The 26,278-nt window shown below is 56.8% G+C and carries 27 protein-coding genes; 18 read left to right on the top strand and 9 right to left on the bottom strand.

The window, feature by feature from the left end; translation table 11 throughout:
* Positions 1-72 precede the first annotated feature (72 nt).
* The 6 genes from E0L35_RS26455 to E0L35_RS09990 all read left to right on the top strand — a co-directional run bounded on the left by E0L35_RS26455 (position 73) and on the right by E0L35_RS09990 (position 3,722).
* A complete protein-coding gene (locus tag E0L35_RS26455; protein ID WP_212751673.1) occupies positions 73-330 on the top strand; it encodes a type II toxin-antitoxin system HicA family toxin in 258 nt (85 codons plus the stop codon).
* Positions 327-662 carry a type II toxin-antitoxin system HicB family antitoxin gene (locus E0L35_RS10020; protein ID WP_138800172.1) on the top strand — a complete coding sequence of 112 codons (336 nt, stop codon included), beginning with the start codon at positions 327-329 and terminating at the stop codon, positions 660-662. Before E0L35_RS26455 ends, E0L35_RS10020 begins: the two co-directional genes overlap by 4 nt.
* Before the next feature lie 330 nt (positions 663-992).
* Positions 993-1,175, top strand: coding sequence for a type II toxin-antitoxin system HicA family toxin (locus E0L35_RS10015; RefSeq protein ID WP_084625441.1), 183 nt, complete (start codon positions 993-995; stop codon positions 1,173-1,175).
* Positions 1,176-1,213: 38 nt separating this feature from the next.
* Positions 1,214-1,633 carry a type II toxin-antitoxin system HicB family antitoxin gene (locus tag E0L35_RS10010; protein WP_022520765.1) on the top strand — a complete coding sequence of 140 codons (420 nt, stop codon included), beginning with the start codon at positions 1,214-1,216 and terminating at the stop codon, positions 1,631-1,633.
* A gap of 606 nt (positions 1,634-2,239) precedes the next feature.
* Complete coding sequence (locus E0L35_RS09995; protein WP_212751672.1) at positions 2,240-2,419, top strand: hypothetical protein; 180 nt, start codon at positions 2,240-2,242, stop codon at positions 2,417-2,419.
* An 88-nt stretch (positions 2,420-2,507) separates the two neighbouring features.
* On the top strand, positions 2,508-3,722 hold the full coding sequence (locus tag E0L35_RS09990) for an MFS transporter (protein WP_249362121.1): 1,215 nt from the start codon (positions 2,508-2,510) through the stop codon (positions 3,720-3,722).
* 10 nt (positions 3,723-3,732) lie between these two features.
* Here E0L35_RS09990 and E0L35_RS09985 read toward each other — a convergent pair whose 3' ends face one another.
* The 4 genes from E0L35_RS09985 to E0L35_RS09970 form a co-directional block, all read right to left on the bottom strand.
* Positions 3,733-4,515, bottom strand: coding sequence for a sulfite exporter TauE/SafE family protein (locus E0L35_RS09985; protein WP_138800171.1), 783 nt, complete (start codon positions 4,513-4,515; stop codon positions 3,733-3,735).
* Between the two features lie 21 nt (positions 4,516-4,536).
* Entirely contained in the window at positions 4,537-6,825 is a 2,289-nt protein-coding gene (locus E0L35_RS09980) for an ATP-dependent DNA helicase (RefSeq protein WP_138800170.1), read from the bottom strand.
* Entirely contained in the window at positions 6,822-8,513 is a 1,692-nt protein-coding gene (locus E0L35_RS09975; RefSeq protein WP_138800169.1) for a VRR-NUC domain-containing protein, read from the bottom strand. The genes E0L35_RS09980 and E0L35_RS09975 overlap by 4 nt, the downstream gene beginning before the upstream one ends.
* Before the next feature lie 119 nt (positions 8,514-8,632).
* The gene (locus E0L35_RS09970) at positions 8,633-9,538 is read right to left on the bottom strand and encodes an AraC family transcriptional regulator (protein ID WP_027958183.1); all 906 of its coding nucleotides are present in this window, start codon (positions 9,536-9,538) and stop codon (positions 8,633-8,635) included.
* Positions 9,539-9,885: 347 nt separating this feature from the next.
* Here E0L35_RS09970 and E0L35_RS09965 point away from each other — a divergent pair, with 347 nt between their 5' ends.
* The 6 genes from E0L35_RS09965 (at position 9,886) to ugpC (ending at position 16,139) form a co-directional block, all read left to right on the top strand.
* The gene (locus tag E0L35_RS09965; protein WP_138800168.1) at positions 9,886-10,932 is read left to right on the top strand and encodes an NAD(P)-dependent alcohol dehydrogenase; all 1,047 of its coding nucleotides are present in this window, start codon (positions 9,886-9,888) and stop codon (positions 10,930-10,932) included.
* Positions 10,933-10,968: 36 nt separating this feature from the next.
* The gene (locus E0L35_RS09960; RefSeq protein WP_138800167.1) at positions 10,969-12,402 is read left to right on the top strand and encodes a sugar ABC transporter substrate-binding protein; all 1,434 of its coding nucleotides are present in this window, start codon (positions 10,969-10,971) and stop codon (positions 12,400-12,402) included.
* Between the two features lie 3 nt (positions 12,403-12,405).
* Complete coding sequence (locus E0L35_RS09955) at positions 12,406-13,302, top strand: sugar ABC transporter permease (RefSeq protein ID WP_138800166.1); 897 nt, start codon at positions 12,406-12,408, stop codon at positions 13,300-13,302.
* Entirely contained in the window at positions 13,299-14,129 is an 831-nt protein-coding gene (locus E0L35_RS09950) for a carbohydrate ABC transporter permease (RefSeq protein WP_138800165.1), read from the top strand. The genes E0L35_RS09955 and E0L35_RS09950 overlap by 4 nt, the downstream gene beginning before the upstream one ends.
* A 74-nt stretch (positions 14,130-14,203) precedes the next feature.
* Complete coding sequence (locus E0L35_RS09945) at positions 14,204-14,968, top strand: SDR family oxidoreductase (protein ID WP_138800164.1); 765 nt, start codon at positions 14,204-14,206, stop codon at positions 14,966-14,968.
* Between the two features lie 40 nt (positions 14,969-15,008).
* The gene (gene ugpC / locus E0L35_RS09940; protein WP_138800163.1) at positions 15,009-16,139 is read left to right on the top strand and encodes a sn-glycerol-3-phosphate ABC transporter ATP-binding protein UgpC; all 1,131 of its coding nucleotides are present in this window, start codon (positions 15,009-15,011) and stop codon (positions 16,137-16,139) included.
* Positions 16,140-16,154: 15 nt separating this feature from the next.
* Here ugpC and E0L35_RS09935 read toward each other — a convergent pair whose 3' ends face one another.
* From E0L35_RS09935 to E0L35_RS09920, 4 genes are all read right to left on the bottom strand, one after another.
* Entirely contained in the window at positions 16,155-16,490 is a 336-nt protein-coding gene (locus E0L35_RS09935) for a hypothetical protein (RefSeq protein ID WP_022520776.1), read from the bottom strand.
* Between the two features lie 102 nt (positions 16,491-16,592).
* Positions 16,593-17,627 carry a histone deacetylase family protein gene (locus E0L35_RS09930; protein ID WP_138800162.1) on the bottom strand — a complete coding sequence of 345 codons (1,035 nt, stop codon included), beginning with the start codon at positions 17,625-17,627 and terminating at the stop codon, positions 16,593-16,595.
* Positions 17,628-17,662: 35 nt separating this feature from the next.
* Entirely contained in the window at positions 17,663-17,962 is a 300-nt protein-coding gene (locus E0L35_RS09925; RefSeq protein ID WP_022520778.1) for a GIY-YIG nuclease family protein, read from the bottom strand.
* Positions 17,955-18,428, bottom strand: a complete 474-nt coding sequence (locus tag E0L35_RS09920; RefSeq protein ID WP_041158919.1) for a YchJ family metal-binding protein — start codon at positions 18,426-18,428, stop codon at positions 17,955-17,957. Before E0L35_RS09920 ends, E0L35_RS09925 begins: the two co-directional genes overlap by 8 nt.
* 184 nt (positions 18,429-18,612) lie before the next feature.
* Here E0L35_RS09920 and E0L35_RS09915 point away from each other — a divergent pair, with 184 nt between their 5' ends.
* The gene (locus E0L35_RS09915) at positions 18,613-18,924 is read left to right on the top strand and encodes a hypothetical protein (protein WP_022520780.1); all 312 of its coding nucleotides are present in this window, start codon (positions 18,613-18,615) and stop codon (positions 18,922-18,924) included.
* Positions 18,925-19,005: 81 nt separating this feature from the next.
* On the opposite strand, the gene argE is transcribed toward E0L35_RS09915, so the two are convergent.
* Positions 19,006-20,169: an acetylornithine deacetylase gene (gene argE, locus E0L35_RS09910; protein WP_138800161.1), complete on the bottom strand. Its 1,164-nt coding sequence runs from the start codon at positions 20,167-20,169 to the stop codon at positions 19,006-19,008.
* Positions 20,170-20,385: 216 nt separating this feature from the next.
* Between argE and ugpB the strand changes: the two genes are divergently transcribed.
* From ugpB to E0L35_RS09885, 5 genes are all read left to right on the top strand, one after another.
* The gene (gene ugpB / locus E0L35_RS09905; RefSeq protein ID WP_138800160.1) at positions 20,386-21,711 is read left to right on the top strand and encodes a sn-glycerol-3-phosphate ABC transporter substrate-binding protein UgpB; all 1,326 of its coding nucleotides are present in this window, start codon (positions 20,386-20,388) and stop codon (positions 21,709-21,711) included.
* Between the two features lie 90 nt (positions 21,712-21,801).
* Positions 21,802-22,686 (top strand): sn-glycerol-3-phosphate ABC transporter permease UgpA, encoded by an 885-nt coding sequence (gene ugpA / locus E0L35_RS09900; RefSeq protein ID WP_009288107.1) that lies wholly within the window; start codon positions 21,802-21,804, stop codon positions 22,684-22,686.
* A 283-nt stretch (positions 22,687-22,969) separates the two neighbouring features.
* Entirely contained in the window at positions 22,970-23,812 is an 843-nt protein-coding gene (ugpE, locus tag E0L35_RS09895; protein ID WP_022520784.1) for a sn-glycerol-3-phosphate ABC transporter permease UgpE, read from the top strand.
* Between the two features lies 1 nt (position 23,813).
* On the top strand, positions 23,814-24,869 hold the full coding sequence (locus tag E0L35_RS09890) for a sn-glycerol-3-phosphate import ATP-binding protein UgpC (protein WP_138800159.1): 1,056 nt from the start codon (positions 23,814-23,816) through the stop codon (positions 24,867-24,869).
* 99 nt (positions 24,870-24,968) lie between these two features.
* Positions 24,969-26,198, top strand: a complete 1,230-nt coding sequence (locus tag E0L35_RS09885; protein WP_138800158.1) for an RNA polymerase sigma factor — start codon at positions 24,969-24,971, stop codon at positions 26,196-26,198.
* The last annotated feature ends 80 nt before the right edge of the window (positions 26,199-26,278 follow it).

Below are 26,278 nucleotides of genomic sequence, written 5' to 3'. Positions count from 1 at the left end.
CCGTTTTTTGTTGGGAGAGGTTCTAGGTAGCAAATAGGTAGCAAAATAAAAACATTGGAAGGGAGGTAGCTAATGGCAATGTCATCGCAAAAGCTCACCCGCTTCACCTACCGCCTACGCCAGAATTCGAACGGTGGCCACTACGCCTGGTTTGAAATCCGAATCCGCTCGCAGAGCCAGCGCGTCAAGGGCGGTTCTTTGACCGCATTAGCCGTTGTATTGTTTGATGAAGTGCGTGTTTTTCATCGCCCGCACCCATCACCGGATACCGATAAGGGCGCAGTGGCCAGCATACGTAAATGGTTAGGAGAGAACGGAGAGACGCCATGAATAACATCATGATCATTGACGGCTATCGCGCCGTCATCCAGTACGCCCCCGACATTGAAATGTTCTGTGGCGAATGCATTGAGTTAAGCGGCGGGGCCGACTTCTACGCCAATAGCGTTGCCAAGCTACGCGACGAAGGCAAAATCTCGCTGCGTATTTTTCTGGATGAATGCCAAAAGCGCGGCATTAAACCCACCAAGTCCTACTCTGGCAAGTTTCAGGTGCGTCTACCGGAAGAACTGCACAAACACGCCGCCGACGCCGCCACGACCAAAGGACAAAGCCTTAATCAGTTTGTAACCACCGCTATCGAACACGAACTTTCTGTTTAAGCAATTCAGCCGCTTCATTTTCCCAATACCCTGTTTTAAAAACATAATCCCCGGCCATCCAATGGCCGATAGTCTTTGGTATCCGTCTCCTTACAGAAAAGCTGGCTCCTTCCAGCTCGCGCATCCAAGCGTCATAGCCAGCTCCTCAAGCCCCCATTGATGTAAGCCATTGCCGACAAGATTTGTAAAAGATCTCTTACACCGACAATCACCGGATAATCGACGGAACCACCCATTGAGTAAACTGGGGTTATCAGGGTTATAGAAGTTGACCCTTTTTAAACTCGGGGGTTATAGTAACCCCAGAAATTAACAGCACAGGGGCAGGAGGTGGATAGCAGAACACTGATAAAAGAACTGAAGAAAGATGGCTGGGAGTTGGTCAGAGTCAACGGCAGCCACCACCACTTCAGGCACCCTACCAAGCCCGGCACGGTCACCGTGCCACATCCTAAAAAGGATTTGAAAACGGGCTTGGTAAGAGCAATCAGAAAAAGCGCCGGCCTCTTATGAGGTTGGCCACTGCTGCCCCCCATAAAGGAGATCAACGTATGTTGTTTCCCATTGCAATTGAGCGCGGCGACGAACAGCACGCCTATGGCGTCGTAGTACCCGATCTTAACGGCTGCTTTTCAGCGGGTGACACCTTTGAAGAGGCGTTAGCCAATGTGAAAGCAGCGATCGAAGGATGGCTGGAAGTAGCCGTGGACTATGGCGACCCCATTCCCGAAGCAACGTCTATTGAGCACCACATGGACAACCCTGAATACGCCGGCTGGATCTGGGCGGTGGTGGATATCGACCTGACCCCCTATCTGGGCAAAAGCCACAAGATCAACGTCACATTACCTGATTTACTGGTTAAGCAAATTGACGACTTTGTGGCCAGCCACCCCGGCGACAAAACCCGCTCGGGCTTTCTCTCCCGCGTCGCCATGGCCGAACTGGCCAGAGCACGCAAAGGCGCATAACCCAAGCAAAACAAAACCCCCGGCTACTCCAAATAGCCGAGGGTTTTTATTGCCGCATTATTCTGGCGAAGCGTTCTCGCAACGCGTGCTATTAGGCGACACCTTCAATATGGCAAAGTTTGGCTAAGTTGCAAACAAGTAATTTAACGTTACTCAATGTAATGTCTCACCTGCACCACCCAACACCTAGCCTGCCTCCCCCTTTAAACTGCGCAAGATCTATCGGCCCAAGTACGGCTACAAGAGATCGACCTGACTGACGAGAACCGCCAACAGCTCAGCCTAACGGGCACACCGCAAACGGAAGAAAAACGCCAACTCAGCTACAAGCTCATGGTCACCATGGATGTGTTAAACGAAAAGATGGGGAAGGGAACGGTAAGCCTAGGGCTACCGGAAAAGAATGCCCCCTGGCATCTGCGCTGCGCGAATCGAAGCCCGCGCTATACGACGAATTGGTATGAGTTGATGAAGATGTATACGGATTAGGGTGACGGCTAAGAAAAATAGCTTTCGACCTGGGTTCATAGAATAAGCGCAGCAGATTGCTTGGATTAGATTTGTTGGCACACATCAACAGTACGACCAAGTAAATGCGGAGACTGTATGATGAATATCCAGCCTATCCATAACGATGCCGATCTTGATCGTGCATTTGCTCACCTAGAAGAGCTATGGGCCGCAGATGCTGGTACTCCAGAGGCTGATGAGCTTGAGGCACTCTCCTTGTTCATCAAGAAATATGAAGATGACCACTACCCCGTCGGTTCTTCCCATAGCGCTTAACAGTTCGTAGCCAAGCCTGACTGTTTGAGAAGCAGAAGGTAAAAAACACAAACATAGCATGCTAACAAACATGCTACGATATGCGTTTATGCTTTTCACTCTCCCTCCTTCTCTTGGTATGGACAAGACTATTAGCCAATTAACGCATATTAAGGCCGTACTACTGTTTGCCAGCACCATGACCGTGATGTCGGGGGCAATTATCGCGCCTGCACTGCCGGGCATCAGCCGCCATTTTCCCGACCAGCCCCAGGTAGTGATCCAGCTGATTCTGACCCTGCCTGCGCTGATGATTACGCTGTTCAGTCCACTGATGGGCTATCTTGCTGACCGGTTTGGGCGCAAGAAATTGCTGCTGATGATGCTGGGCATCTACGGTTTTGCGGGGGGCGCGGGCTTTTTCATTGATCGCGTGGATCTGCTATTAAGCTCCCGCGCACTGATGGGGATTGCGGTAGCCGGTATTCTCAGTATCAGTACCACGCTGGTGGGGGATTATTTTGACAGCTCCGAACGCGCCCGTTTTTTGGGGCTGCAAAGCAGCTGCATGGCGCTGGGCGGGGTAATCTTTATTAACCTAGGCGGGCTACTTTCCGACTGGAGTTGGCGCGGCCCGTTTTTACTCTATATGACCGGTGTGCTGCTGCTTCCCTATGCCTGGGCGATTCTCCAAGAGCCTCAATCCAGTGATGGTGCCAGCCGCGATACAAGCGATGCGCCGGTAACGGTGGACTACGGGCGTACCTGTCTTGCTTACCTGATCGCCATGATCAGCATGACCATGTTTTATATGTTTCCCGCGCAGCTGCCCTTTCTGCTTTCCCAGCAGGGTCAAGTCAGCGGCGTAGCGATCGGCGTGGCGCTCTCGATGGCAGCCCTGACGGCCAGCATCGTGGCGTTTTGCTATGGTTACTACAAGCCGTTCCTGTCGGTGATGACCATCTATGTGCTCGGTTTTTTCCTGGCGGCCGCCGGTTTTTTGGTGGTGGGCTTCACCCAGAGTTACGCCATGGCCATCGTGGGTGCGGCGATCTCCGGTTTTGGCCTTGGCGCCTTTATGCCCAATACCACCACGTGGCTGATGCGGATCACTCCTCAACGAGTGCGTGGTCGGGTGTTTGGCGGTTTTACCTCGACCTTCTTTTTCGGCCAGTTTGTCTCCCCGGTAGTGGTCGCCCCGGCGGTCATCTGGCTGGATTCGCTGCGTAATGTGTTTACCGGCATGGCAGTCGTGTGCGGCCTGCTGGCCGTTGTCCTGATCATTCTGGGCAAGACGACGCTAAAGGCCGACAGCCAGCTTTGAGCATCAGCACTTACGCGGGCGGGTGAATCAACCCCACGACACTGACAAGAATCAGCACCGCGCCCAGCACACGAAAGAACAGCCCGGTGTTCGCTTTGAGCATATAGCGATGGGCTTTATCGCCCACCAAATGGCCGATAAAGGCACAGGGCAGCAGCCACAGCTGGTGAATTAACTGAAGATCCACGCCTGCAATCAGGAACGAGACCATCTTGATCATCACCAGGATAAACCACAGCACAAACATGGTATCCCGCAGTTGCTCTTTGGCGACGTGAGTGGCGAATACCGCCACAATCAACGGCGCGCCAATCAGCGACGTACCGCTGACATACCCACCAAGCGCCAGCAGCACGTAGTCCACGTACTTGTTCTTGCTTTTGAACGGCTTATTCAATACATAGCCAATGGCATAGATGATCACAATGCCGAAAATGATACTGGTCATGACTTGTGCGGGCAGCGTTAACAGCCCCACTACCCCAATCAGCTTGGGGATGATCATGATTTTTAAGGCTTTGGTTAAATAACCCCAATCGATATTACTCTCTGGCGATGTGGTGCCCACGCCCGCTTGCTGTAGCTGGCGATGCCCACTCCAGGCGATCCAACTGGAGAAAATCAGCAGGTGAATGGCAATAATCGGCAAGAATACCAGTGGCTCATTGACGACCAAAAGCAGGAAAGGCAGTGCCAGCACGGCACCGCCAAAGCCCAAGCTGGTTCGCACAAAACCGCTCCAGGCAAAAATTAGCCCGATCAGCGCATACTGGTACCAGAGTAGATCTGTCATGGTTCGCGTTAGGATCCTAAGTTAGGGGTGGATATCTCCCAGCGTCCACCAGCGTGGCAATAGCGCACGTACGCTGGCCTGGGCAAAACGATCATCCATTAATACCACAACCCCTTGATCTTCTGGACTGCGAATAACGCGACCTGCGGCCTGCACCACTTTGATCATGCCGGGAATGCGGTAGGTATAGTCGTCACCTTGGCCGAAGCGGGCGGTTAGTCGTGCTTTAAGCGCTTCGTTAAAGTCGTTAAACGGCGGTAGTCCCAAGGTGGCGATAAAGGCTCCGATCAATCGGTCGCCGGGCAGGTCGATGCCTTCTGCAAAGGCACCGCCCAACACCGCAAAGCCGATGCCTTCTCCGCCGGGTGCAAAGCGCGCCAGAAATTCCTGGCGCTGCGCTTCCGGCATCCCGCGGGTTTGGCTGAAAACGGGTACTTCCGGGTGCGCCTCGCGAAACCGCGCCAGCGCTGCCTCCAGGTAGGCAAAGCTGCTGAAGAACGCTAAATAGTGGCCTGATTTGCGCTGATACTGCTGCGCTATGGCCGCGACGATAGGATCGATAGAGGCGTCCCGATCCCGAAAACGCGTGGAGATATCCGTGCGTATACGCACCTCCAACTGACACGCGGTAAAGGGCGATGCCACTTCCCGCCATACCGTGTTTTCCTGCAAGCCCAGCAGATCCCGGTAGTAGTGGGCAGGGTTTAACGTCGCCGAAAACAGCACCACTGAGTGGGCCGCGTTAAACCGTGCGGCCAGAAAATCGGCGGGTATCAGATTGCGTAACCCCAACACCGCCCGACCGCGCCCATAGCGGGTAAGATCACACAGGGAGTGCTCACCAAAGCGCTCCGCCAGGCGGCAGAATGCCAGCGCTTCAAATAACAATTCCTGTAGTTCCAGGCTGGCATCTTCGGGGTGCTCACCCAGGTGGTCAGTGATGGCGGCGCCCACCTGTTGGGCAGCGGTGACTAGCTTGTCGGGCAATACCGTAAGCAGCCGGTAGGCCGGTTTCCTGGGGTCGCCCTCCTCTTCCAGCCCTGCTTCTTTAATCACCGCTTGCCATTGGCGGGCCAAACGACCCAGGGGCCGGGAGAGCGCTTTGGGCGCAGCACGGCGAACCTGGTTGAAACGCTGCTGATCGAGCTCGGCGCTGTACATGCCGCGGGCGCGCTCAATCAGATTATGCGCTTCGTCGACCAGCACGCCCGTTCGCCAATCGTTGGCCTGGGCCAAACCGTGCAGCAGGGCGTGGCTATCGAACCAGTGATTGACGTCACCGACGATCACATCCGCCCAGCGCGCCAGCTCCTGGCCGAGATAATAGGGGCAAACATCGTGGGCCAACGCCACTTCGCGCAACGCGTCGCGATCCAGCCATCCCTGATCCACCGCCGCTTGGCGTGCTGCAGGCAGGCGATCGTAAAAGCCGGCGGCCAGTGGGCACGACTCGCCGTGGCAGGCGCGATCTGGGTATTCGCAGGCTTTCTCCCGCGCCACCAGTTCCAGCACCCGCAGAGGAAGTGTTTCATCACTAGTGCGCAGTGTAGCCAGGGCATCCAGCGCCAAACGGCGGCCGGGGGTTTTCATGGTCAGAAAGGCGATTCTATCAAGCTGCTGGCGGGGCATGGCCGAAAGCATCGGAAACAGCGTGCCCATGGTTTTACCAATACCGGTGGGCGCCTGAGCGAGCAGGCAGCGCCCGGTACTGGCAGCTTTGTAAACATCTTCAGCGAGTTCGCGCTGGCCGGGGCGAAACGCAGCATGGGGAAAGCGCAGGGTCTGCAGGCCACTATCGCGATCCTGACGGTGAACGGCCTCCTGTTCTGCCCAAGCGAGGAAGCGTTGGCACTGCTCGGTAAAGAACGCCTGGAGTTCATCGGCAGTGGCTTCCCGGCTGATCAGGGTCTCTTTGCCGCTGGCAATATCCAGATAAACCAACGTCAAGGTAATCTGTTCCAGCGCACGCTCAGCACACAGCAGCGCGCCGTAGACTTTTACCTGCGCCCAGTGGAGGGCGCGCTGATTATCCGCCATGCGCTCCAGGCTGCCACGGTGGGTTTTGATCTCCTCCAGGCGGTTGGCCGTGGGGTCGAAACCATCGGCGCGGCCGGTAACTATCAGCCCTTCAAACTTGCCCGACAGGGGCAGTTCAGCGAGATAGTCTTCTCCCCGGCGGCTGGTCACTAGCGTATGCCCTTCCATCCCTTCGCGCGCACTGGGCGCCGGGGTAAAGCGGTGATCGAGGTCACCCTCCCGAGCGGTAAAATCGCACAGCGCGCGCACCACCACGCGATAGGCCGCGCTCATGGTTCAGGCTCGTCGCCAGTCGACCAGCTCACGTAACACACCGCCACGGGCATGGCATGGCGGTGAAAAAACGTAAGCCAGCGGCGTTGGTTATCCTGCAGCCGATCGCCGGGGCCTTTGACCTCAATCATCCGATAGCACGGCTCGCCAACGGGCGCACCGGGCATAAATTGAATTAAATCCGGCAGTCCGGCCCGGTTGGCTTTCAGATCCCCCAGCAGCCGCTCAAAGCACAAGCGTAGGTGCACGGCGGGAATGCACGTCAACGCCAGCTCAACCAGCGGTTCATCGACAATCGCCCAGTGCACAAAGGGAGACGCCAGGCCGTGTTTCTCCCGCCAAGTCGCCCGAATCACCTCTTGGTAGCTGCCATCTTCCAGGTGCGCCAGGCACGCATCGAAGGCGTCTCGCCGTCGCGCCACGAAGTCCTCACGGTACAAGTCAGCTGGGCCATGGTGAAAGGGGTGGAAGAAAGCCCCCGGCAATGGAGCGAAAATCGCTGGCCAGCAGAGCAGACCAAACAGCCCGGTCAGCAGCGCGTTTTCCACGTAGTAGACCGGCGCCCCAGGCTCGCTGAGTGCCTCGACCACGGCGCGTTCGACCCACTGCGGCCCCGGCAATGATAAGTCCCAGCGCTCATGAGTGGGTTCGGGGTCGCTCGGCTCAGCAGGCAATTTAAGCCGCCGCTGCAAGCGGGGCAGAATCCGCGCCAGCGCCTGATGCTCGGTTTCGTTGGGGCTGCTATTGAGGGCTTGGGTCGCCAGCTCAAAGGCCGCAGTGTGTTCGCCTTGGCGCTCCAACACACGTAACTGCCGAATGCGCGCTTCGCTACTGGCGGACTCGCTATACAGTCTCAGCGCTAGCGCTGCGTCTCCGCTACGCTCTGCCTCACGGCCCAACTGGAGCAGTAACCGCGCGCGCCGTGTGGCTAGCCAGCGGTTATCCGCAGGCGGTGGCATTTCAGGGAATAGATCGGCGGGCAGCTCGCCGTCGTCCAGACGTTGGCGCAGACGATGGAGCGCTAAATACGTATCCACTTCATGGCGCGACTGGAAAGCGCGGGACTCTGGCGTGAAGGGCACACTTTCAAAACGCTGGAGGCCAAGCTCGGTTAACACGAACTCGGCCCAGTCCTGGCGCAGGTTGCCAAAGAACATCAGGCGCAGGCGGTCGCAGGTTTCCATGACTGTTAGCCGCAGAACTGGATCGTTTGCCTCGGGCCACCACTGGCATAACCGCTTGGGTTCATTGAGCTGGCTCGCCAGCGTGTCGTAGAGCACGGTTTTAGCGCTTGAGGCGCTCAGCCCGGCAGCGCGTATCTCCGCTACCAACGCCTGGCGCAGTTCGGCCAAGCGTAGCTGGTTAAACAGCTCATCAACGCTAAGCACCGATTCACTATCGACCCAACCTAGCGACATCAAGGGCGCCATGGCGCTGGCACTGTCGCCAACCTCGGCGTAGCTTAATTTGCTGAGCCGAAACAGCTCGCCCTTGCGCATCACCATGCGCACCAGCAGCGCTTGGGAGGCTTGCGGTAAGCTCTCAAACTGTTCAAGAAAAGCGAGCTCGTCTGCCGCGAGCAGATCAGCGTGGCGCTCCCCCACCCAGGCCAAAACGAAGCGGAAGTTCGTTAAGTAATAGAAGGGGTCATCAAGGGAGGCGGTAGGTGTCGCGAAAGCACTGTTCATTTATCCATTGTATCAGTGCGATGCTATTTTGACAGTCTCGCCGTCATTGAGATTAAACAGCACTATGTCAGTTGCCAGTCTGCAAGCTCTGACTACTCAAGCTTAATAACTCGTTACTGTCATTCCTTCGGCACAAGGTCAGCCGTGTTCTGCTGGTACTGGCGTGGCGTCATGCCCTTTAGCTCACGAAAGTGACGGTTGAAATTGGAGAGGTTGTTATAACCAACCTCGAAACATATATCGGCGATGGACTGCTTACCTTCAAGCAACAGCCGACAGGCATGACCAATGCGGATCCTCCTGAGAAAGGCAACGAAGGTGTCGCCGGTGGCATGCTTAAAAAAACGCGAAAAGGTGGAAGGCGTCATGCCGTTATTCTCAGCCATTGTCGACATGCGCAGCCCTTCATGAAAGTGGTCGTGGATATAGAGCAGTATGGCATCGACCTGCTCGGAAGAGGCGCCCTTGGCATCCAGGCCGTACTCTCGACCGGCCAGGGTATGGTATTCGCTTTGCGAGAGCCTGCGCAGAATGGTCAACATGGTCAGTAGCCTGCCAGCATTATCCTGCTCGCCCATCCTGATGAGCAGTTCGGCACAGCGTGCCGCTTCTTCCCCCTTGAACTCCACTCCCAAGGCCGAGTCCTCGATGAGCGTCGACAGGCAGTTGAGCTCCGGGCAGAGCGCCATCATGTGTTCCAGCCACTCGCCCTTGAACTGGAGGACAACGTCACGGCCCTTGATCACCGGTTGCACGTCATCGAGCTCGCTAAACCAGGCGTGCGGAATATTCGGTCCCACCAGCACTAAATTACCGGGTTCGAAGCGGCCAATATAATCCCCTACAAAATAATGCCCTGCCGAATAACGGATGAGATGTAACTCATATTCGGGATGGTAATTCCAGCGGGCAATAGGGGCGGGGAAATCATGGCTGTGCCAGTAGAAACTAAATTTCGGATCCTGACTGATGCACTCGAAAACAGGCGCACCAAGAGGAGTATCGTTGAGATGCGAAGTAATCATAGTTTATCAGTGCCTCTTTCAGCTATCAGCGATGTCTGGATAAGACGCCCATGCCTGATCTCTTACTATCCTGAATTAAAGTGAGCCGTTGGCCTTTTATACTTTGGTCACAAAAAGTCTTTCGTCTTTCCAACAGCACCACCCAGGCATTATGGAAAGTGCCATTTAAAACAGACCATTACCTACCACGCTAAGAAAGCCTGCAAAAAAGTATCAGTCCCAAGCAAATTATAGCCTAGCGGTTTTTTCCACATGGCGCGTAGATTTGTTTCAAGCCTGAAGCGAGGTTAACTAGACCAAAAAAAGGCCGGTTCTCGCCCCTTTAAATACAATTCGAGAATAGCGTCATGAAAGCAAAAGCTCTGGTGCTGGAGAAGAAACGCGAGCTGTCGTTACGAGAGATCGAGCTCCCTGACCAGCTCGGCCCAGAGGACGTTCGCGTGCGCATCCATACCGTCGGCATCTGCGGTAGCGACGTGCATTACTATACCCACGGCCAGATCGGCCCCTTTGTAGTCCGTGAGCCAATGGTACTCGGCCATGAAGCATCCGGTGTAGTGACTGACGTCGGCCGAAACGTAAGCCATCTTCATGTGGGCGATCGGGTGTGCATGGAGCCTGGTATACCCAACCCCAGCTCGCGCGCCGCCAAACTAGGCGTCTACAACGTCGACCCGAGCGTAAGGTTTTGGGCCACGCCACCCGTGCACGGTTGTCTGACGCCCGAAGTCATCCACCCAGCAGCATTCACCTTCGCACTTCCCGATTCGGTGTCCTTTGCCGAAGGCGCCATGATTGAGCCGTTCGCGATCGGCATGCAGGCGGTCATTAAAGCGCGCATGCAGCCAGGCGATATCTGCGTCGTGACCGGCGCAGGGCCGATCGGCCTGATGGTTGCCCTGGCCGCGCTTGCGGGCGGCGCCAGCGAGGTGCTGGTCTCCGACTTGGTTGAGGAAAAGCTGGCAATCGCGGCTCGTTATAAGGGCATCACGACTGTCAATGTTTCGCGGCACTCCTTGCGAGAAGCCGTCGACAGGTGTTGCGGCCACGAGTGGGGTGTCGATGTGGTATTCGAGGCCAGTGGTAGCCCCAAAGTCTACGACGACATCTTGGCCTGCACCCGACCTGCCGGCACGATCGTGCTGGTTGGTATGCCTGTCGAGCCGGTCACCTTCGATATCGTGTCGGCGCAAGCCAAGGAACTGCACATCGAGACCGTGTTCCGCTACGCCAACGTTTACGACCGGGCGATCGACCTGATCGCTTCGGGTAAGGTAGACCTCAAACCATTGATTACCGAGACCTTTGATTTCGAACACAGTATCGATGCGTTCGAGCGTGCCGCAAGCGCACGGCCCAATGATGTCAAGCTGCAGATCACGCTTGATACCTAACCCCGCCAGACCTGAACCCAAGAGAGGAAAACAACAATGACCCAGTTCAAGCGTCGCGACATATTAAAAGGAATGGGTGGACTCGCCGGCCTATCGTTGATGGGCGCAGGCCCACTGCGCACGGCCCTGGCCCAAGGCATGGCCAGCGATGAGGCCTGGAAGCAAGCCAGTGGCACCACCATCCAATTCATCTCCGAGAACACTCCACCGACCACCGCCATCGCCGCCAACCTGGCGTCTTTCCAGGAACTCACTGGCATCACTGTCAACATCACCGAAATGCAGTTGGGTGCCTTGGTACAGAAAGTTGCGTTGGACTTCGGCGCTGGGCGCAGCGCCTTCGATGTGATCTATGCTGATCCTTACCAGGTACTCGCGCCATATCATCGTGGCCTAGTGGATCTCAATACCTTCATCAACGACGACCAGCAGTTGGTCGTGCCCCAGGGCATCGAGGACTTCATCCCCTCGCAACTGGCCGCCGCGGGCCGTTTCAAAGACAGTGAAAGCCTGTACACCCTGCCCTACGACTGCCCGACGATGATCTGGATCTACCGGCGTGACCTGTTCGAAAAATACCACGACCAGATGCAACAGGATCTCGGCTTCGACCCGACTCCGTCGGACAGCACCACCTGGGAGCAGTACTACCAGATCGCCGAGTGGTTTAGCCAAGGCAACGCCAGCGAGGTTCAGTACGGAACCGGTCATCAGGCTCAGCAGTACGATTCGCTGATGTGCGACTTCTCCAACGTGCTGTTCGCCTACGGCGGCGATTACTTTGCCAACGGCCAGCAGGTCGGCCTACTCGGCACCGACTCCCCTGGCGCCTGCCAACTGACCAGCGAGCCCGCGCTGGAAGCCGCGCGCTTCTACCAGAAGTTGCTCAAGGTCGCCCACCCCGGCAGCACCAGTTGGGATTGGACTGGTGTCGCCAACGCATTCCAGAACGGCGAATTCGCGATGATGCCAGAGTGGCACGAGTTCGCCGGTTCGCTGGAAAGCTCTCAGCTACAAGGCAAAATCGGCTACGCCCCGCTGCCCAAGGGGCCAGCACGCAGCGCCAACCTGTGGGGCGGCACCGGGATCGGCATTAACGCCAACGCCTCGGCCGAAAAGCAGAAAGCGGCCTGGCTATTCCTGGTCTGGGCGACCTCGCCACAGACACAACTGATGGGGCTGAGAAGCGAGGACGGTGGCGGCACACCGACACGCCAATCGGTTTACGACATGCCTGAGGTCAAGGCCGCCAGCACCCCACCCACCGACATGCCCAACATGCTCACGGCGGACACCATGCTGACCGCCTGGCAGGACGACCACATCGGTCTGAGGCCCAAGATCGCCCAGTGGAACGAGGTCGACACGGTCATCTTCACCGAGCTTTCCAAGATGTTGGCGGGGCAAATGTCCCCCGAGGAAACCATGCAGAGCGCCAAGCAGCGCATCGATCGCATCGTTGGGGCGTAACCCATGGCGCTGACGACCGGAAAACCCTCGACGCGGCGACAGGGATTCGAGCTGGCGATGATGTCGCCAGCGCTTTTTCTGCTCGCCCTGATCACGCTGGTCCCGTTCTTCTCGATCATCTGGATGAGCTTCAATGATGTCAGCCTGATGGGCGGTCTGGCCTTCGAGTTCTCGGGCCTCGATAACTGGCAGCGGGTGTTCACGGATCCGGACATCCGCTCCAGTTGGCTGATCAGCCTGGTCTATTTCCTGGCCACGGTGGGCCTGGAAATGGTCATCGGCACCGTGATGGCGCTGCTGGTTTATAGCCTAACGCGGGGCAGCAACATCATCATCTCGCTGCTGTTGATCCCGATGTTCATCGCCCCGGTGATCGTCGGGCTACTGGGGCGTTTCATGCTCGACCCCAGTCATGGCCTGTATGCCTGGCTGCTCAATGAAAGCGGTCTGTTCGACGGCAACATCCTGGGCAGCGTAGGCTCCGCGATGGTCGCAGTCATCCTCATGGATGTCTGGGAATGGACGCCGCTGGTCGCGCTGATCGTCCTCGCGGGGCTTGCTTCAGTACCCGAGGACACCCTGGAAGCGGCCGAGATGGACGGCGCCAAATACGGCCAAAAACTTCTCTATATTATCCTGCCGTCTATCTCCAATATCCTGCTGGTGGCGCTGCTCATCCGCGCCATGGACGCGATTCGCTTCTTCGCGATCATCTTCATCACCACCAACGGCGGGCCCGCGGATTCCACCAAGATCATCCCCATTAGGCTCTACGACATCGCCTTTCGTTTTTTTGATCTGGGCTATGCCGCCGCCGTGGGCATCACCATGCTGGTGTTCTCGATCATGGTGGCTACAGCGTTTACGAAACTGCTCAAACGCCAGGAGACGAGTTCATGAATACCTCCAAACGCTGGCTGCCCCACACGTTCAAAATCGCTCTGTTAACGCTCCTGCTGTTATGGACGCTGATACCGATTATCTGGATGGTGCTGTCCTCTTTCAAGTCGAACGACATCATCACCGCCGGTACGCCGCGAGTCTTCTTTACCCCTACCCTGGAGCATTACACCTCGTTGTTCAGCAGCGGCAACAGCCTCTGGCCTTACCTGCTCAACAGCCTGTTCATCGCCGGGGTCTCGACGCTGATCGCCGTAGTGCTCGGCTGTATGGCCGGCTTCGGGCTGTCGCGGATTAGAATCAAGGGCAAGCAGCATCTGGCCTTCTGGATCATCAGCACCCGTATGGCGCCGATCGCCGCAGTTATCGTGCCGCTATACCTGCTGTTCCGTTACCTCTACCTGCTCGACACTCACGCCGGCCTGATCGTCGCCTACCTGAGTTTCAACCTGCCCTTCGCCATCTGGCTGATGACCGCATTCTTCGACGACCTGCCACCTGACCTGGAGGAAGCGGCGATGATCGACGGTGCCACCAAGCTCCAGGCGTTCCGCTACGTTGTGCTGCCGCTGATGACCCCCGGGCTGGTGACCACCGCTATCCTGTGCTTCATCTTCGCCTGGAACGATTACGCCTTTGCCCAAACGTTTTCCGGGCCCAGCACGCAGACCATTCCCATTGCCGCGGCGCAGTTGCTGACCCAGACCGGCATCGATTGGGGCAAGCTGCTGGCGATCGGCACCATCGTGGTCTGCCCGATGGCGATTGCCGGGCTGCTGGTCAAGCGCTGGCTGGTTCAAGGGCTGACCCTGGGCGCGGTGAAATGACTGGCCCTAAGACAACGGATCTACGGTAAAGGCCCCGACAATAACGGCTCTACAATAAAAACAGGGAGAAAACCATGAACGTGATGTCACAGTTCGATCTCAGCGGCAAGGTCGCCGTCGTCACCGGCGGCAACGGCGGGCTCGGAGAAGCATTCGCCCATGCGCTGGCCCAGGCCGGCGCCCAGGTCGCCATCGCCGCCCGGGGGCACGCGCGCAGCCTGGAAGTGGTTAAGGATCTGCAGGACGCCGGGCATCGCGCCATGGCGGTGGAAGTCGACATTACCCAACCCGAAGCAGCTGACACCCTGCTCGACGAGGTCGAGGCCACCCTCGGCCCGGTCGATATCTTCCTCAACAACGCCGGCGCCTGCCAGCACGCGCCGGCGCTGGAGGTCACCCCGGAGCGCTGGCAGGACATCTTCAATATCAACGTCCACGGGCTCTGGTACTGCGCCCAGTCCGCCGGACGGCGGATGCAGTCGCGCGGCGGCGTGATCATCAATATTGGCTCGATCTCGGCGATGATCGTCAACCGCCCACAGATGCAGCCTGCCTACAACGCCTCCAAGGCCGCGGTGCATCAATTGACCAAGTCGCTAGCCGCGGAGTGGGCCCCCTACGGCATTCGCGTCAACGCGCTGGCTCCCGGCTACGTCAAGACCAGCATGGCGCCGGTCGACGACCCCAGGTTCAAGCCACGCTGGATCGATGACGCGCCCATGCAGCGCGCCGCCACTCCCGAAGAGCTCGGCCCCACCATCGTCTACATGGCCAGTAATGCATCAAGTTTCATGACCGGCTCCATCGTCGTGGTGGATGGCGGCTACACCCTCTGGTAACCACAATTCGAGTAACCGCCCGACCCGCAAGGAACCCGACATGGCAACGCTACAACTCAACAACATCGTCAAAGACTTCGGCGGCACCCAAGTCATCAAGGGGGTCGACCTAGAGGTCAAAGACCGCGAATTCGTAGTCTTCGTCGGGCCTTCGGGCTGCGGCAAGTCGACCTTGATGCGCATGATCGCCGGGCTCGAGAGCGCCACCAGCGGCGACATCTCGATCGACGGTGAGCGCATCAACGACGTTGGCCCAGCCGACCGCGGTCTGGCGATGGTCTTCCAGAGCTACGCGCTTTACCCGCATATGACCGTCGAGGACAACATGGGCTTTAGCCTGCGCCTGGCCAAGGTGCCCAAGGCCGAGCGTCGCGAGAAAGTCCTGGCCGCCGCGCGCATCCTGCAACTCGAAGAGCTTCTCGACCGCAAGCCCCGCGCGCTGTCCGGCGGCCAGCGCCAGCGCGTGGCGATCGGCCGGGCAATCGTGCGCAACCCAAGCATCTTCCTATTCGACGAGCCGCTGTCGAATCTCGACGCGGCGCTGCGCGTACAGATGCGCATCGAGCTGGCGCGACTACACGAGGAGCTCGACGCGACGATGATCTACGTCACCCACGACCAAATCGAGGCCATGACCATGGCCGACAAGATCGTCGTGCTGCAGGGCGGCGTGGTCGAGCAGATCGGTTCGCCGATGGCGCTCTACCACCATCCGTGCAACCGCTTTGTGGCCGGCTTCATAGGCTCGCCGAAGATGAACTTTCTGGATGTGGAGGTTCGCGGGGCTGACGCTGAGGGGGTCGATGTGGTGCTGCCCGGCGGCGATTGCCGGGTGCCAGTCGAGGGCAACGGTGTCAGCAGCGGCGACACGCTGACGCTGGGCGTCCGTCCAGAGCACCTCACGCTTGATGACCAGGGGCCGTTGACGGGCAACATTTTGGTCATCGAGCGCCTTGGCGGAGCGACCACCCTGTATCTAGAGAACGCTGACAGCCAATGGACATTGGTAGCCGACGGCGATGTCGCTCACCGGGTGCACGATCAAGTACGCTTTTCCTTCGATCCGGCCTGCGCGCACCTTTTCAATGGCAGCGGCGAGGCACTGCCCCACCGACACCGCCATCCACTGGTCGCCATTGACCGTAAGGAAAACCGTGCACCGCCAGCCTGAAGATTTCTACTGGCCCTACCCCACCCGATGCTGCTTGAGCACGGTGAGACTTCTCTCTTCCTCGCTTTGCGGCTGGGAAGGAGCTTGACGGGTGCCGACCAGCACGTACCACTCGGCCTCTGAAAGGTAGGTTTGGCACCAGCGGCCAAGGTCGGCGGCGCTCTCCTCGCGGCTAGAATCGCCGCAGCGGTAGTCGTTCGCCAAATGAAGGAGGTCTTGGCGGGCGGTACGCGCACGGGCGTTGCCACCGTGTACTTTTACCAGCGGGCAGCGTCGGTCATAGGCAGCGTTGGTTAACGCATTAAGCCAACGCTCCAATTCATGTGCCTGAATTCCACCATACACTGCCACGCTTGAGCTCCCTGCCCCGTTGAAAGGGCAATAGCCTGCCCGATTTAGGGGCCGCTGTCACGGTTAACCTTTACCCTTGTTTAGATGCAGTTCCAGACCGTTTTATAGCGCCTGTTCAAAACCTTGTAACACGTTGACTACATTGACACCTATTTCATCTACAGCATAGCCCCCTTCCATCAGAAACACGCTGGGTAAGCCTACTTGGGCCAGGCGCTCACCTAAAGCTGTGAAATCTTCGCTGGTAAAGGTGAAGGCACTTATGGGGTCACCTTCGAAGATATCGACCCCTAACGATACGATCAGGCATTCACACTCCGCAGCTTTAATTTGCGCCAAGGCTTGTTCAAGTGTGGCCATCCACGTGGTAACGCTGGTGCCCGGCGGCAACGGGTAATTGACGTTAAAGCCCTTGCCTTGCCCTTCGCCGTTTTCATCAGCGTAGCCCAAATAGTAAGGAAATGTGACTTCAGGGTCGCCGTGCAGTGAGATAAACAGCACATCATCACGCTTGTAGAAAATCTGCTGGGTGCCGTTGCCGTGGTGAAAGTCGACGTCAAGAATGGCGACCCGGCGTTTGCCTGCATCCAGCGCTCGCTGGGCGGCAATGGCGGCATTGTTAAAGAAGCAGTAACCGCCAAACTGATCAAACGCGGCGTGGTGCCCTGGCGGCCGGCATAAACCAAAACTGGGTTCGCCGGTTTGTAGCGTATGTTCTAGAGCGCCTAACGCCACGTCTTTACTCGCCATGGCGGCTTCAAAGGTGCCTGCTGAGATCGACGTTTCCGCCGCCAGCGCGTAGTAGCCTAGCTGACCGCTAACCGATCGCGGGATGCGGTCGCCACGCATGGTTCGTGCGGGCCAAATATTGGGAATCGCCTCCCCCTCATGCCCAGCCGCCTGCCACTCTTGCCAACAGTTGGCTAGAAACGTTACGTACTCTTTGTCATGCACCGCTAATACTGGGGCTAATCCATAAGCGCTAGGGGTACGAATATCGCCAAGCCCGGACTGGTGAAGATGCTTTAGCACTAGATCAAGGCGTTCGGGGCACTCAAACGGGGTCACCAGCGCGCCGTCATGTAACTCCGTGCGCGCTTGGCGCAAACGGCTGTCCTCTGAGTAAAACGTCAGCATGTAGGTTCCTTAATCTACGCCTAACGGAAAAGATACTAGTTAGCTTCTAATTGTACAGGCCACTGCTTGGCCCAGCGGCGCTTTTGGCTCGGTGTTTGTTGCTTTAACTGATATTCAGCCCGGCTTGCGGCGGCGCGGTCTTCAAACGGTTCGGCACCCAGCAGTGCAACAGGCGGATTTGCACGGGTATAACGCGCCCCTTTGCCGGTGCAGTGCGCTTGATAACGCTTTGCCAGGTTATTGGTAATGCCCGTATAGGTGCCACGCTGGCACTCCAGCAAATAGAGATACCATTGCGGTTCGGCTTTGTGAGGCTGAACGATGCCACTATTCACCGCAACATACCTTTAATTTACGCCCACTACCACATAAGCACGGGTCGTTGCGGCGTGGTTTCAGGCGGGTAAGCGTGGGTGTTCCGTCTATATACCACCAGCGTTGCTGCTCTTTAACGAAGCGGGAGACCTCTTCTAATACATGCCAGCCTTTTTGCACTCGCCCCCTTTCATAAAAACAGGCACGAAAATGCACGTAACCGATATTGTCGAGCGGCGGTTCTGCGGAGACGATAGATAGCGACTTCCACTCAGCGTCAGGATCAGGCGCAAGCTCTGCAGGGCGGGTAGAGGGGTGCCATGTCGCCAACAGGTAGTCGCTACGCCCTAGCACAAAAGCCACATAGCGAGAGCGCATCAAAGCTTCAGGCGTGGGGGCAAGCCCGCCTTGGTGATAACGGCCACAGCACTTATCAAGCGTTAATAAGCTACCACAGGGGCAACTTGGATTAGTTGTGGAGGTCATAGAAAAGCTCGTTAGTCACATCTTTTATAGCCTAACCGATACGCCCTATGCGCGTCGCCCAACGCGTATCACTATTGTTCGATATTTATGCTGCGTTAGGTATATAGTAGTGGGGCAATACATTCAGACGATGGGGTACGAAACACGATCGATCATTCTTTCCAAAATTTTTGGAGGTTCTCCTATGAAGGTCTTTAAACCGGAATGGCAGTGCACGTTTAGCGTAAACGAAGGCGCGGAAGAATCAGCAACTTGGAAAGAGAAAATCGCGTGGCGGCTCAGGGGAGTTGCGGATCGGCTGGAAGGTGGTGGGCGCACGGTAAAAATCGATTACCGAGTGACGCCAGCGGTTAGCCAACAGGAAGTCGACACTTGCTTAGGCAAGGGCTTCGAAGTAACTCAACGCCTGCTAACGCAGTTAGCCCAACAGCAGGCGTGCGAAGATGTGATGCGCCATGCCAAAGCTGAGCTGTTTGAACAACATCCTCAGCACTGAAAAAGCGACATGGTATGAAAGCACTACAAAAAATCCCACCCCATTAGCCGGGTGGGATTTTTTTGGGCAGTTATTAGCTAGTTAGAGAGTCTTCTCTAACGCTTTACCCATCTTCGTTAGAAAATCCTCACACGCTTCAAGCTGCTCAATATCAATATATTCATCGGGCTGATGCGCCTGGGCGATGCTGCCAGGGCCAAGAATTATTGTCTGCAAGCCCTGGCCCTGGAACTGCCCCGCTTCCGTGGCGTAAGCCACCGCGTGGTCGCAGCACCCTGCGGGCAAATGGTCTTTGGCTAGGCGAAGTACCTGATCGTTTTCGCGGTCGGCCAGGCCCGGCACTGTCACGTTTAGCGGCTCAGTAGTAATTTCAACGTGCTTGCCTTTGGCCTGCAGCTCAGCGCTTAGCTGGGCGCAACAGGCCTCAAAGCGCGCGTATATTTCGTCGAAGGTGTCCGTGGGCAGATGGCGAATTTCCCACTCGAACTGGCACTCCCGCGCCATAATATTGATCGCCGTACCACCTTTTATTTTGCCGACGTGCAGGCTGGTGTGAGGCACGTTAAAGGCCTCATCGATGCGCCCCTCTTCCACCAACACCGCCATGGTGTCCTCAATAAAGGCCACTAGCCTTGCCGCTACGTGGATGGCTGAGGTGCCTTGATTGACCTGACTGCTGTGAGCTTCCTGACCAATCACGGTGGTACGCAGATTGGTCGCCCCTTTCTGCGCTACCACTGGCTGCATGCTGGTGGGCTCGCCGACAATCACATGGGCGGTGGTGGAGTAGTGCTCGTAAAAGCGCTTAATGAGGCTTGGCGCACCCACGCAGCCGATCTCTTCGTCATAGGAGAAACCCAGATAAATCGGCTGCTGCAGAGGCGCTTTCGTCCAAGTGGGCACCATCGACAATACGCAGGCGATAAAACCTTTCATATCGCAGGTGCCACGCCCATAAAGGCGCCCATCGCCACCATCACGCAGGGTGAACGGATCGCTCGACCACGGCTGCCCCGCCACCGGTACCACATCGGTATGCCCGGAAAGCATCACACCGCCCGGCGCCTCTGGGCCAATTCTTGCGATCAGGTTGGCTTTGGTACCGCAGGGGCTCATCACCCGCTCGGCGCTAACGCCATACTCTTCCAAATAGCCTTCCACATACTCAATCAGCGCCAGATTGGATTCACTGGAAGTGGTATCGAATGACACCAGCTTCATCAGTAAAGTGGTCACGTCAGTCATACTGCTCTCGTTAGTTGGACTCTTCCTATCACACTATCATCGCCCTCTTCCTTTTCCTACTCAGTAGGCCTGCTGGCAGCGCAATGTTGCCTGTCACGGCAGGTTCATCGTGCATTCACTAAAACGTCATCTACACTTCTTACTGTTCAGTGCATCTAAAAATCTCAACAAACGCATTGCACGCCTGACTAAGTTCAGGCCCATAAGGAGCTTGTTATGTCTCGTTTCACACTGCACGCGCTTGCCGTAGGGGTGGCGACGGCCAGCCTAAGCCTGTCTGCTCAGGCGGCAACAGAGATTAGCTGGTGGCACGCCATGGGCGGCCAACTGGGCGAAATTCTCGAAGAGATGACCCAAGACTTCAACGAGTCTCAAGACGACTACCACGTTACCCCCAGCTATCGCGGCACCTATACCGAAACGATGACGGGCGCGATCGCCGCCTTCCGTGCCAACGAGCAGCCGCATATCCTGCAGGTGTTTGAAGTCGGCACTGGCACCATGATGAACGCCAAAGGCGCCATCTACCCAGTGTACGAGCTGATGGAAGAGCATGGCCGCGCTTTCGATAAAGAAGCCTTCCTGCCAGCCGTCGTGGGTTATTACACCGACACCAACGGCAATATGCTCTCTTTCCCGTTTAACTCCTCTACGCCAATCATGTACTACAACAGGGATATGTTTGAAGAAGCGGGTCTGGATCCCGAGCAGCCCCCACAAACATGGGACGAAGTGGCCGATTTTTCACGCCAAATCGTCGAGTCTGGTGCGGCCAGCTGTGGCTTTACCACCTCCTGGCCTAGCTGGGTCATGCTGGAAAACTTCTCCGCTTGGCATAACGTGCCGCTAGGTACACTGGAAAACGGCTTTGGCGGTATGGAAACCGAGTTTACCTTCAACAATGAGCTGGTCGCTCGCCACTGGGACAACCTCCACGACTGGCAGGAAGAAGGTGTCTTTAAATGGGGTGGCCCCGGCTCCGGCCCCGACTCTGAGCCGATGTTCTACTCCCAGGACTGCGCGATTTTCTTCGGCTCTTCTGCTTCACGTGCGGATGTCGCCGCCAATTCAGAATTTGAAGTTGGCTTTGGCATGCAGCCCTACTACGACGACGTAGAAGGCGCACCGCAGAACTCAATTATCGGTGGCGCCACTCTGTGGGCACTGCAGGGCCATAGCGATGACGAATACGAAGCCGTTGCGGCGTTCTTTGAGTACCTCTCCCAGCCCGAAGTACAGGCACAGTGGCACCAGCAAACTGGCTACCTGCCCATCACTCAGGCCGCTTGGGATCTGAGCCAAGAACAGGGCTACTACGAAGAGAATCCAGGCGCGGATATTTCGCTGAAACAGATGACTCTCAACGAGCCGACCGAGAACTCCAAAGGCCTACGCTTTGGTAACTTCGTGCAGATTCGCGACATCATCTCCGAAGAGATGGAAGCGGTGATGACCGGTGACAAATCGGGTCAGGAAGCAGCGGATGAAGCAGTAGCACGCGGCAATGATCTGCTCCGTGATTTTGAAGCTGTCAACCAGTAAATAAGTACTCACTTCGCCGCCTACCCTTCTGGGTAGGCGGCGATTTCGTTTGTTGATGCTTATTTTTGCTAACAATTTGCAGAGCTGCCCATGCAAACCAAACGCATGACCTACCCTGGTCGCTTTTTGCCCTACGCGCTGCTGGCGCCCCAGGTGATTGTGACACTGATTTTCTTTATCTGGCCTGCGGGCCAGGCGCTGTATCAGTCGCTACTGCGCGAAGACGCCTTTGGGCTGCGCTCAACGTTTGTGGGTCTTGAGAACTTTGCCCGTCTATTTCGTGACGGCAGTTATGTCAATTCGCTATCGGTGACGGTGGTATTCGCCGTGGGCACTACCCTGCTATCGATGACAGTGGCGCTTTTATTGGCCAGTACCGTCAACCGGATGATTCGCTCACGCAGCACCTACACCACGCTACTGGTGTGGCCCTACGCCATCGCCCCCGCGCTTGCGGGCGTGTTGTGGTGGTTTATCTTCAACCCCTCTATCGGCATTGTGCCCTATATGCTGGAAATGGTGGGTTACCAGTGGAACCACCGTAACTCGGGCAGTGACGCCATGCTGCTGGTGATTTTTGCCGCCGCCTGGAAGCAGATATCCTATAACTTTTTGTTTTTCCTGGCGGGCTTACAGTCAATCCCGCAATCGCTGATTGAAGCCGCCTCCATTGACGGCGCCAGCCCGACTAAGCGCTTCTGGACGATTATTTTCCCGCTGCTCACGCCGACCACTTTCTTCTTGCTGGTGGTTAATGTGGTGTATGCCATGTTCGACACCTTCGCGATCATCCACGCCACCACCGCGGGCGGCCCCGCTCAGGCGACCAATATTTTAGTGTACAAGGTCTACGCCGATGGTTTTGTGGGCCTCAACCTCGGTTCCTCGGCAGCTCAGTCGGTGATTCTGATGGTGATCGTGGTGGCATTAACGATGATCCAGTTCCGCTTTATTGAGCGCCGAGTCAACTACTAGGGCCTGTTGAGGTTTCACTCACGGCCGCGCTGGAGCCCGTTTTTATTCGCGGCAAGGCAGGAGGAGAGAGGTTTGGTGATTCCAAATGAACGACGACTAACGCCGCCGCGGGTAAAAACGGGCCCAGCCCTACGGGTTGCCCCACAAATCGCGCCATACGGCGTTGCAAAACTTGAAAAGGGAACCACCCTTCCCTGCGTTTTGCGCCTTGTCTGGCGCGATTTGTGGGGCAACGCGGTTCGTGATGAAACGTCAACAGGCCCTAGCCTTGGGGAGAACGTTAATGGTTGAAAACCGCCCTTGGGCTAACCTGATAGCCCATATTGTTTTGATCTCTGGTGTCGCGCTGGTGGTTTTTCCGGTGTATGTCGCGATCATCGCCTCTACCCATTCCCTATCGGGTTTGCTGCAGGGTACGCTGCCACTGCTGCCCGGTGGCCACGGGATCGAAAACTACACGCGCATGTGGCAGTCGGGCGTCTCCAATGCCGGCGCACCGCCGGCCGCCCTGATGCTGTGGAACAGTTTTATAATGGCCATGGCGATCACAGTGGGTAAGCTGTCTATTTCGCTGCTTTCCGCCTTTGCCATCGTCTACTTCCGTTTCCGCTTCCGGATGTTCTTCTTCTGGGTGATCTTCGTCACGTTGATGCTGCCGGTGGAAGTGCGCATTATTCCGACTTTTCAGGTCGTTGCGGATCTTAAAATGCTCAATAGCTTTGCCGGGCTATCGATCCCGCTAATTGCCTCGGCTACCGCAACCTTCTTGTTCCGCCAGTTCTTTATGACCATTCCCGAAGAGATGCTCGAAGCCGCCCGGGTCGATGGCGCCGGGCCACTGAAGTTTTTTAAAGACATCTTAATGCCGCTGTCGGTGACCAATATCGCCGCGCTGTTTGTGATCATGTTTATCTACGGCTGGAACCAGTACCTCTGGCCGTTAATTATCACTACCGACCCTGATTATTACACCATCGTAATGGGCATTCAGCGCATGACCTCGGAAGAGAACCCACAGTGGCAATTAGTGATGGCCGCGGTGGTCATGGCAGCGCTGCCGCCTGTATTAGTGATTCTGTTTATGCAACGCCTATTTGTGAAAGGCCTGACCGAGACGGAGAAATAAGATGGCCAGCATTACCTTGGAAGGGCTAAAGAAAACCTATAGCGGCGATGTTCAGGCCGTCAAAGGCATCGACTTACAGATTGAAGATGGCGAGTTTGTGGTGCTGGTGGGGCCTTCCGGCTGCGGCAAATCTACCCTACTCCGCATGGTGGCGGGGCTTGAAACCATTACCGAAGGCACGCTCAAAATCGGTGACCGGGTGGTCAATAAGCTAGAGCCCGCCGAGCGCGATATCGCCATGGTGTTCCAGAACTACGCGCTCTACCCGCATATGACGGTGTACAACAACCTAGCTTACGGCCTCAAGAACCGCGGGTTTAACAAAGAAGACATTGAAAAGCGCGTGCGAATTGCCGCCAAAATGCTCGAGATCGAAGAGTTTCTGGAGCGCAAACCGCGCAAGCTCTCTGGTGGTCAGCGCCAGCGCGTCGCCATGGGCCGCGCGTTGGTGCGCGACCCGGCAGCCTTTCTATTCGATGAGCCACTTTCCAACCTGGATGCCAAACTGCGCGTGCAGATGCGCGTGGAGATCAAACAGCTGCAGCGGCGCCTGAAGACTACCAGCCTGTATGTGACCCACGACCAGCTGGAAGCCATGACACTGGGTGACCGTTTAGTGGTTCTTAACGCCGGGCAGATTGAGCAAGTGGGCACACCCATGGATATCTACGCCCGCCCCGCCAGCATGTTTGTCGCCGGGTTTATCGGCTCCCCCGCCATGAACATGCTGCCGGTGGATTACTTGAACGAACAAGGCGCCAATGGCCTGCTGGATAACCTGCCCGACGGCACCGATGTCGTCGGCATTCGACCGGATGATATGCATCTAACGCCGCCGACCGCGCCTCACCTAATTGTCGACTCAACGCTGGCGCTGTTTGAAGCCGCGGGGGCCGAAAGCCACCTATATGTGACCCTCGCCGATAGCGACCAGCCTACAGTCATCCGCGTTTCGGGGCAGCCGCCCGTTGCCGAAGGCGAAACCCTGCGATTTTTTGTGACCCGCGACACTCTGCATCCTTTCAACAGCGCCACGGGAAAACGCACCGGGGATTGAATACCTATCCCCCGAAAGACAAAACAAGAAAAACAAGAAAAACAAGTCAACGGAGAAACCATGCGCTACGTTTGAGATAAAGCTTACGGATCTCCCTTGATGAGTACTGAACCTTCATACGTCGATGACCTGTATCGTGAGCACTCCCGGCGCGTGCAGGCGACGCTGATACGCCTGCTGGGGGATTTTGAACTAGCCGAAGAAGCCATGCAGGATGCCTTTGTGGCGGCGGTTCAACAGTGGCCGGTTAACGGCAAACCTGACAACCCCACGGCATGGCTAATTCGCACCGGCTACCACTGCGGAATAGACCAAATTCGCCAACGCAGTACTGCTCGCCGTCGGGCTCACTTGCTATTACCCACAGATGAAGCGCTGGATCTTGAGCCCACCACCATCGAAGATGACGCCTTGCGGCTGCTATTCACCTGCTGCCACCCAAGTTTGAGCATGGAAGCACGGATTGCCCTGACGCTTCGCGAGATGTGCGGTTTGACCACTGAGCAAGTAGCCAGCGCGCTACTGATGAAGCCTACGACGCTGGCACAGCGTATCGTACGAGCCAAACGCAAAATTCGCGATGCGCATATCCCTTATGCCGTGCCTACCCAGGAAGAGCTGCCCGAGCGTTTACCCGATGTGCTCCAAGTCATCTATCTGGTCTTCAACGAAGGCTACTCGCGCAGCACGGGCGCCAGCGTGGTCGATATCAGCCTAACAAAAGAAGCCATGCGACTGGGTAATGAGCTGGCGCGGCTACTGCCCCAGGGGGAAGTATTTGGGCTGATGGCTTTGATGCTGCTTAATGATGCCCGCCGGGATGCGCGCCAGGATAGCGACGGTGAGCTGGTAACCCTGGATGCTCAGGACAGACGCCTATGGCGCCAAGAGGATATCCAGGTCGGAATAACGTGGCTAGAACAGGCACTGGCGCTCACCCCCACCGGGTACTACACCCTTCAGGCGTCGATTGCCGCCGTACACGCCCAGGCTAGCCACGCCGAGCAAACAGACTGGGGGCGTATCGTCAGACTCTACGATGCTCTCTGCCGACGTTTTCCATCGCCGATTCTGGCGCTGAACCGTGCGGTCGCCATTGCCATGAATGGTGCACCCGATACCGGCCTGAAGTTACTCGACGACATCGCTCATCACCCACAAATCAACCGCTATTATCTATTTCATGCCGCAAAAGCGGATTTACTGCGTCGCCAAGGCCAGCATGAGGCCGCGCGCAGCGCCTATCAACAGGCGCTACTATTGGTCACCCTGGATCCAGAAAAACGCTTTTTGAACAGGCGATTGGCAGAACTCGAAAATTCCCCATAAAAAAATGCTTAGGCTATGTCGATTCAAGACGACGCCAAACGACTACAGAGAGTCACTACCCTGACCAACCAGGAGGCTCT

It is taken from the genome of Halomonas sp. ATBC28, from assembly GCF_005937175.1.
Classification (GTDB): Bacteria; Pseudomonadota; Gammaproteobacteria; order Pseudomonadales; family Halomonadaceae; genus Vreelandella; species Vreelandella titanicae.
This window is presented reverse-complemented; position numbering and strand designations above follow the sequence as displayed.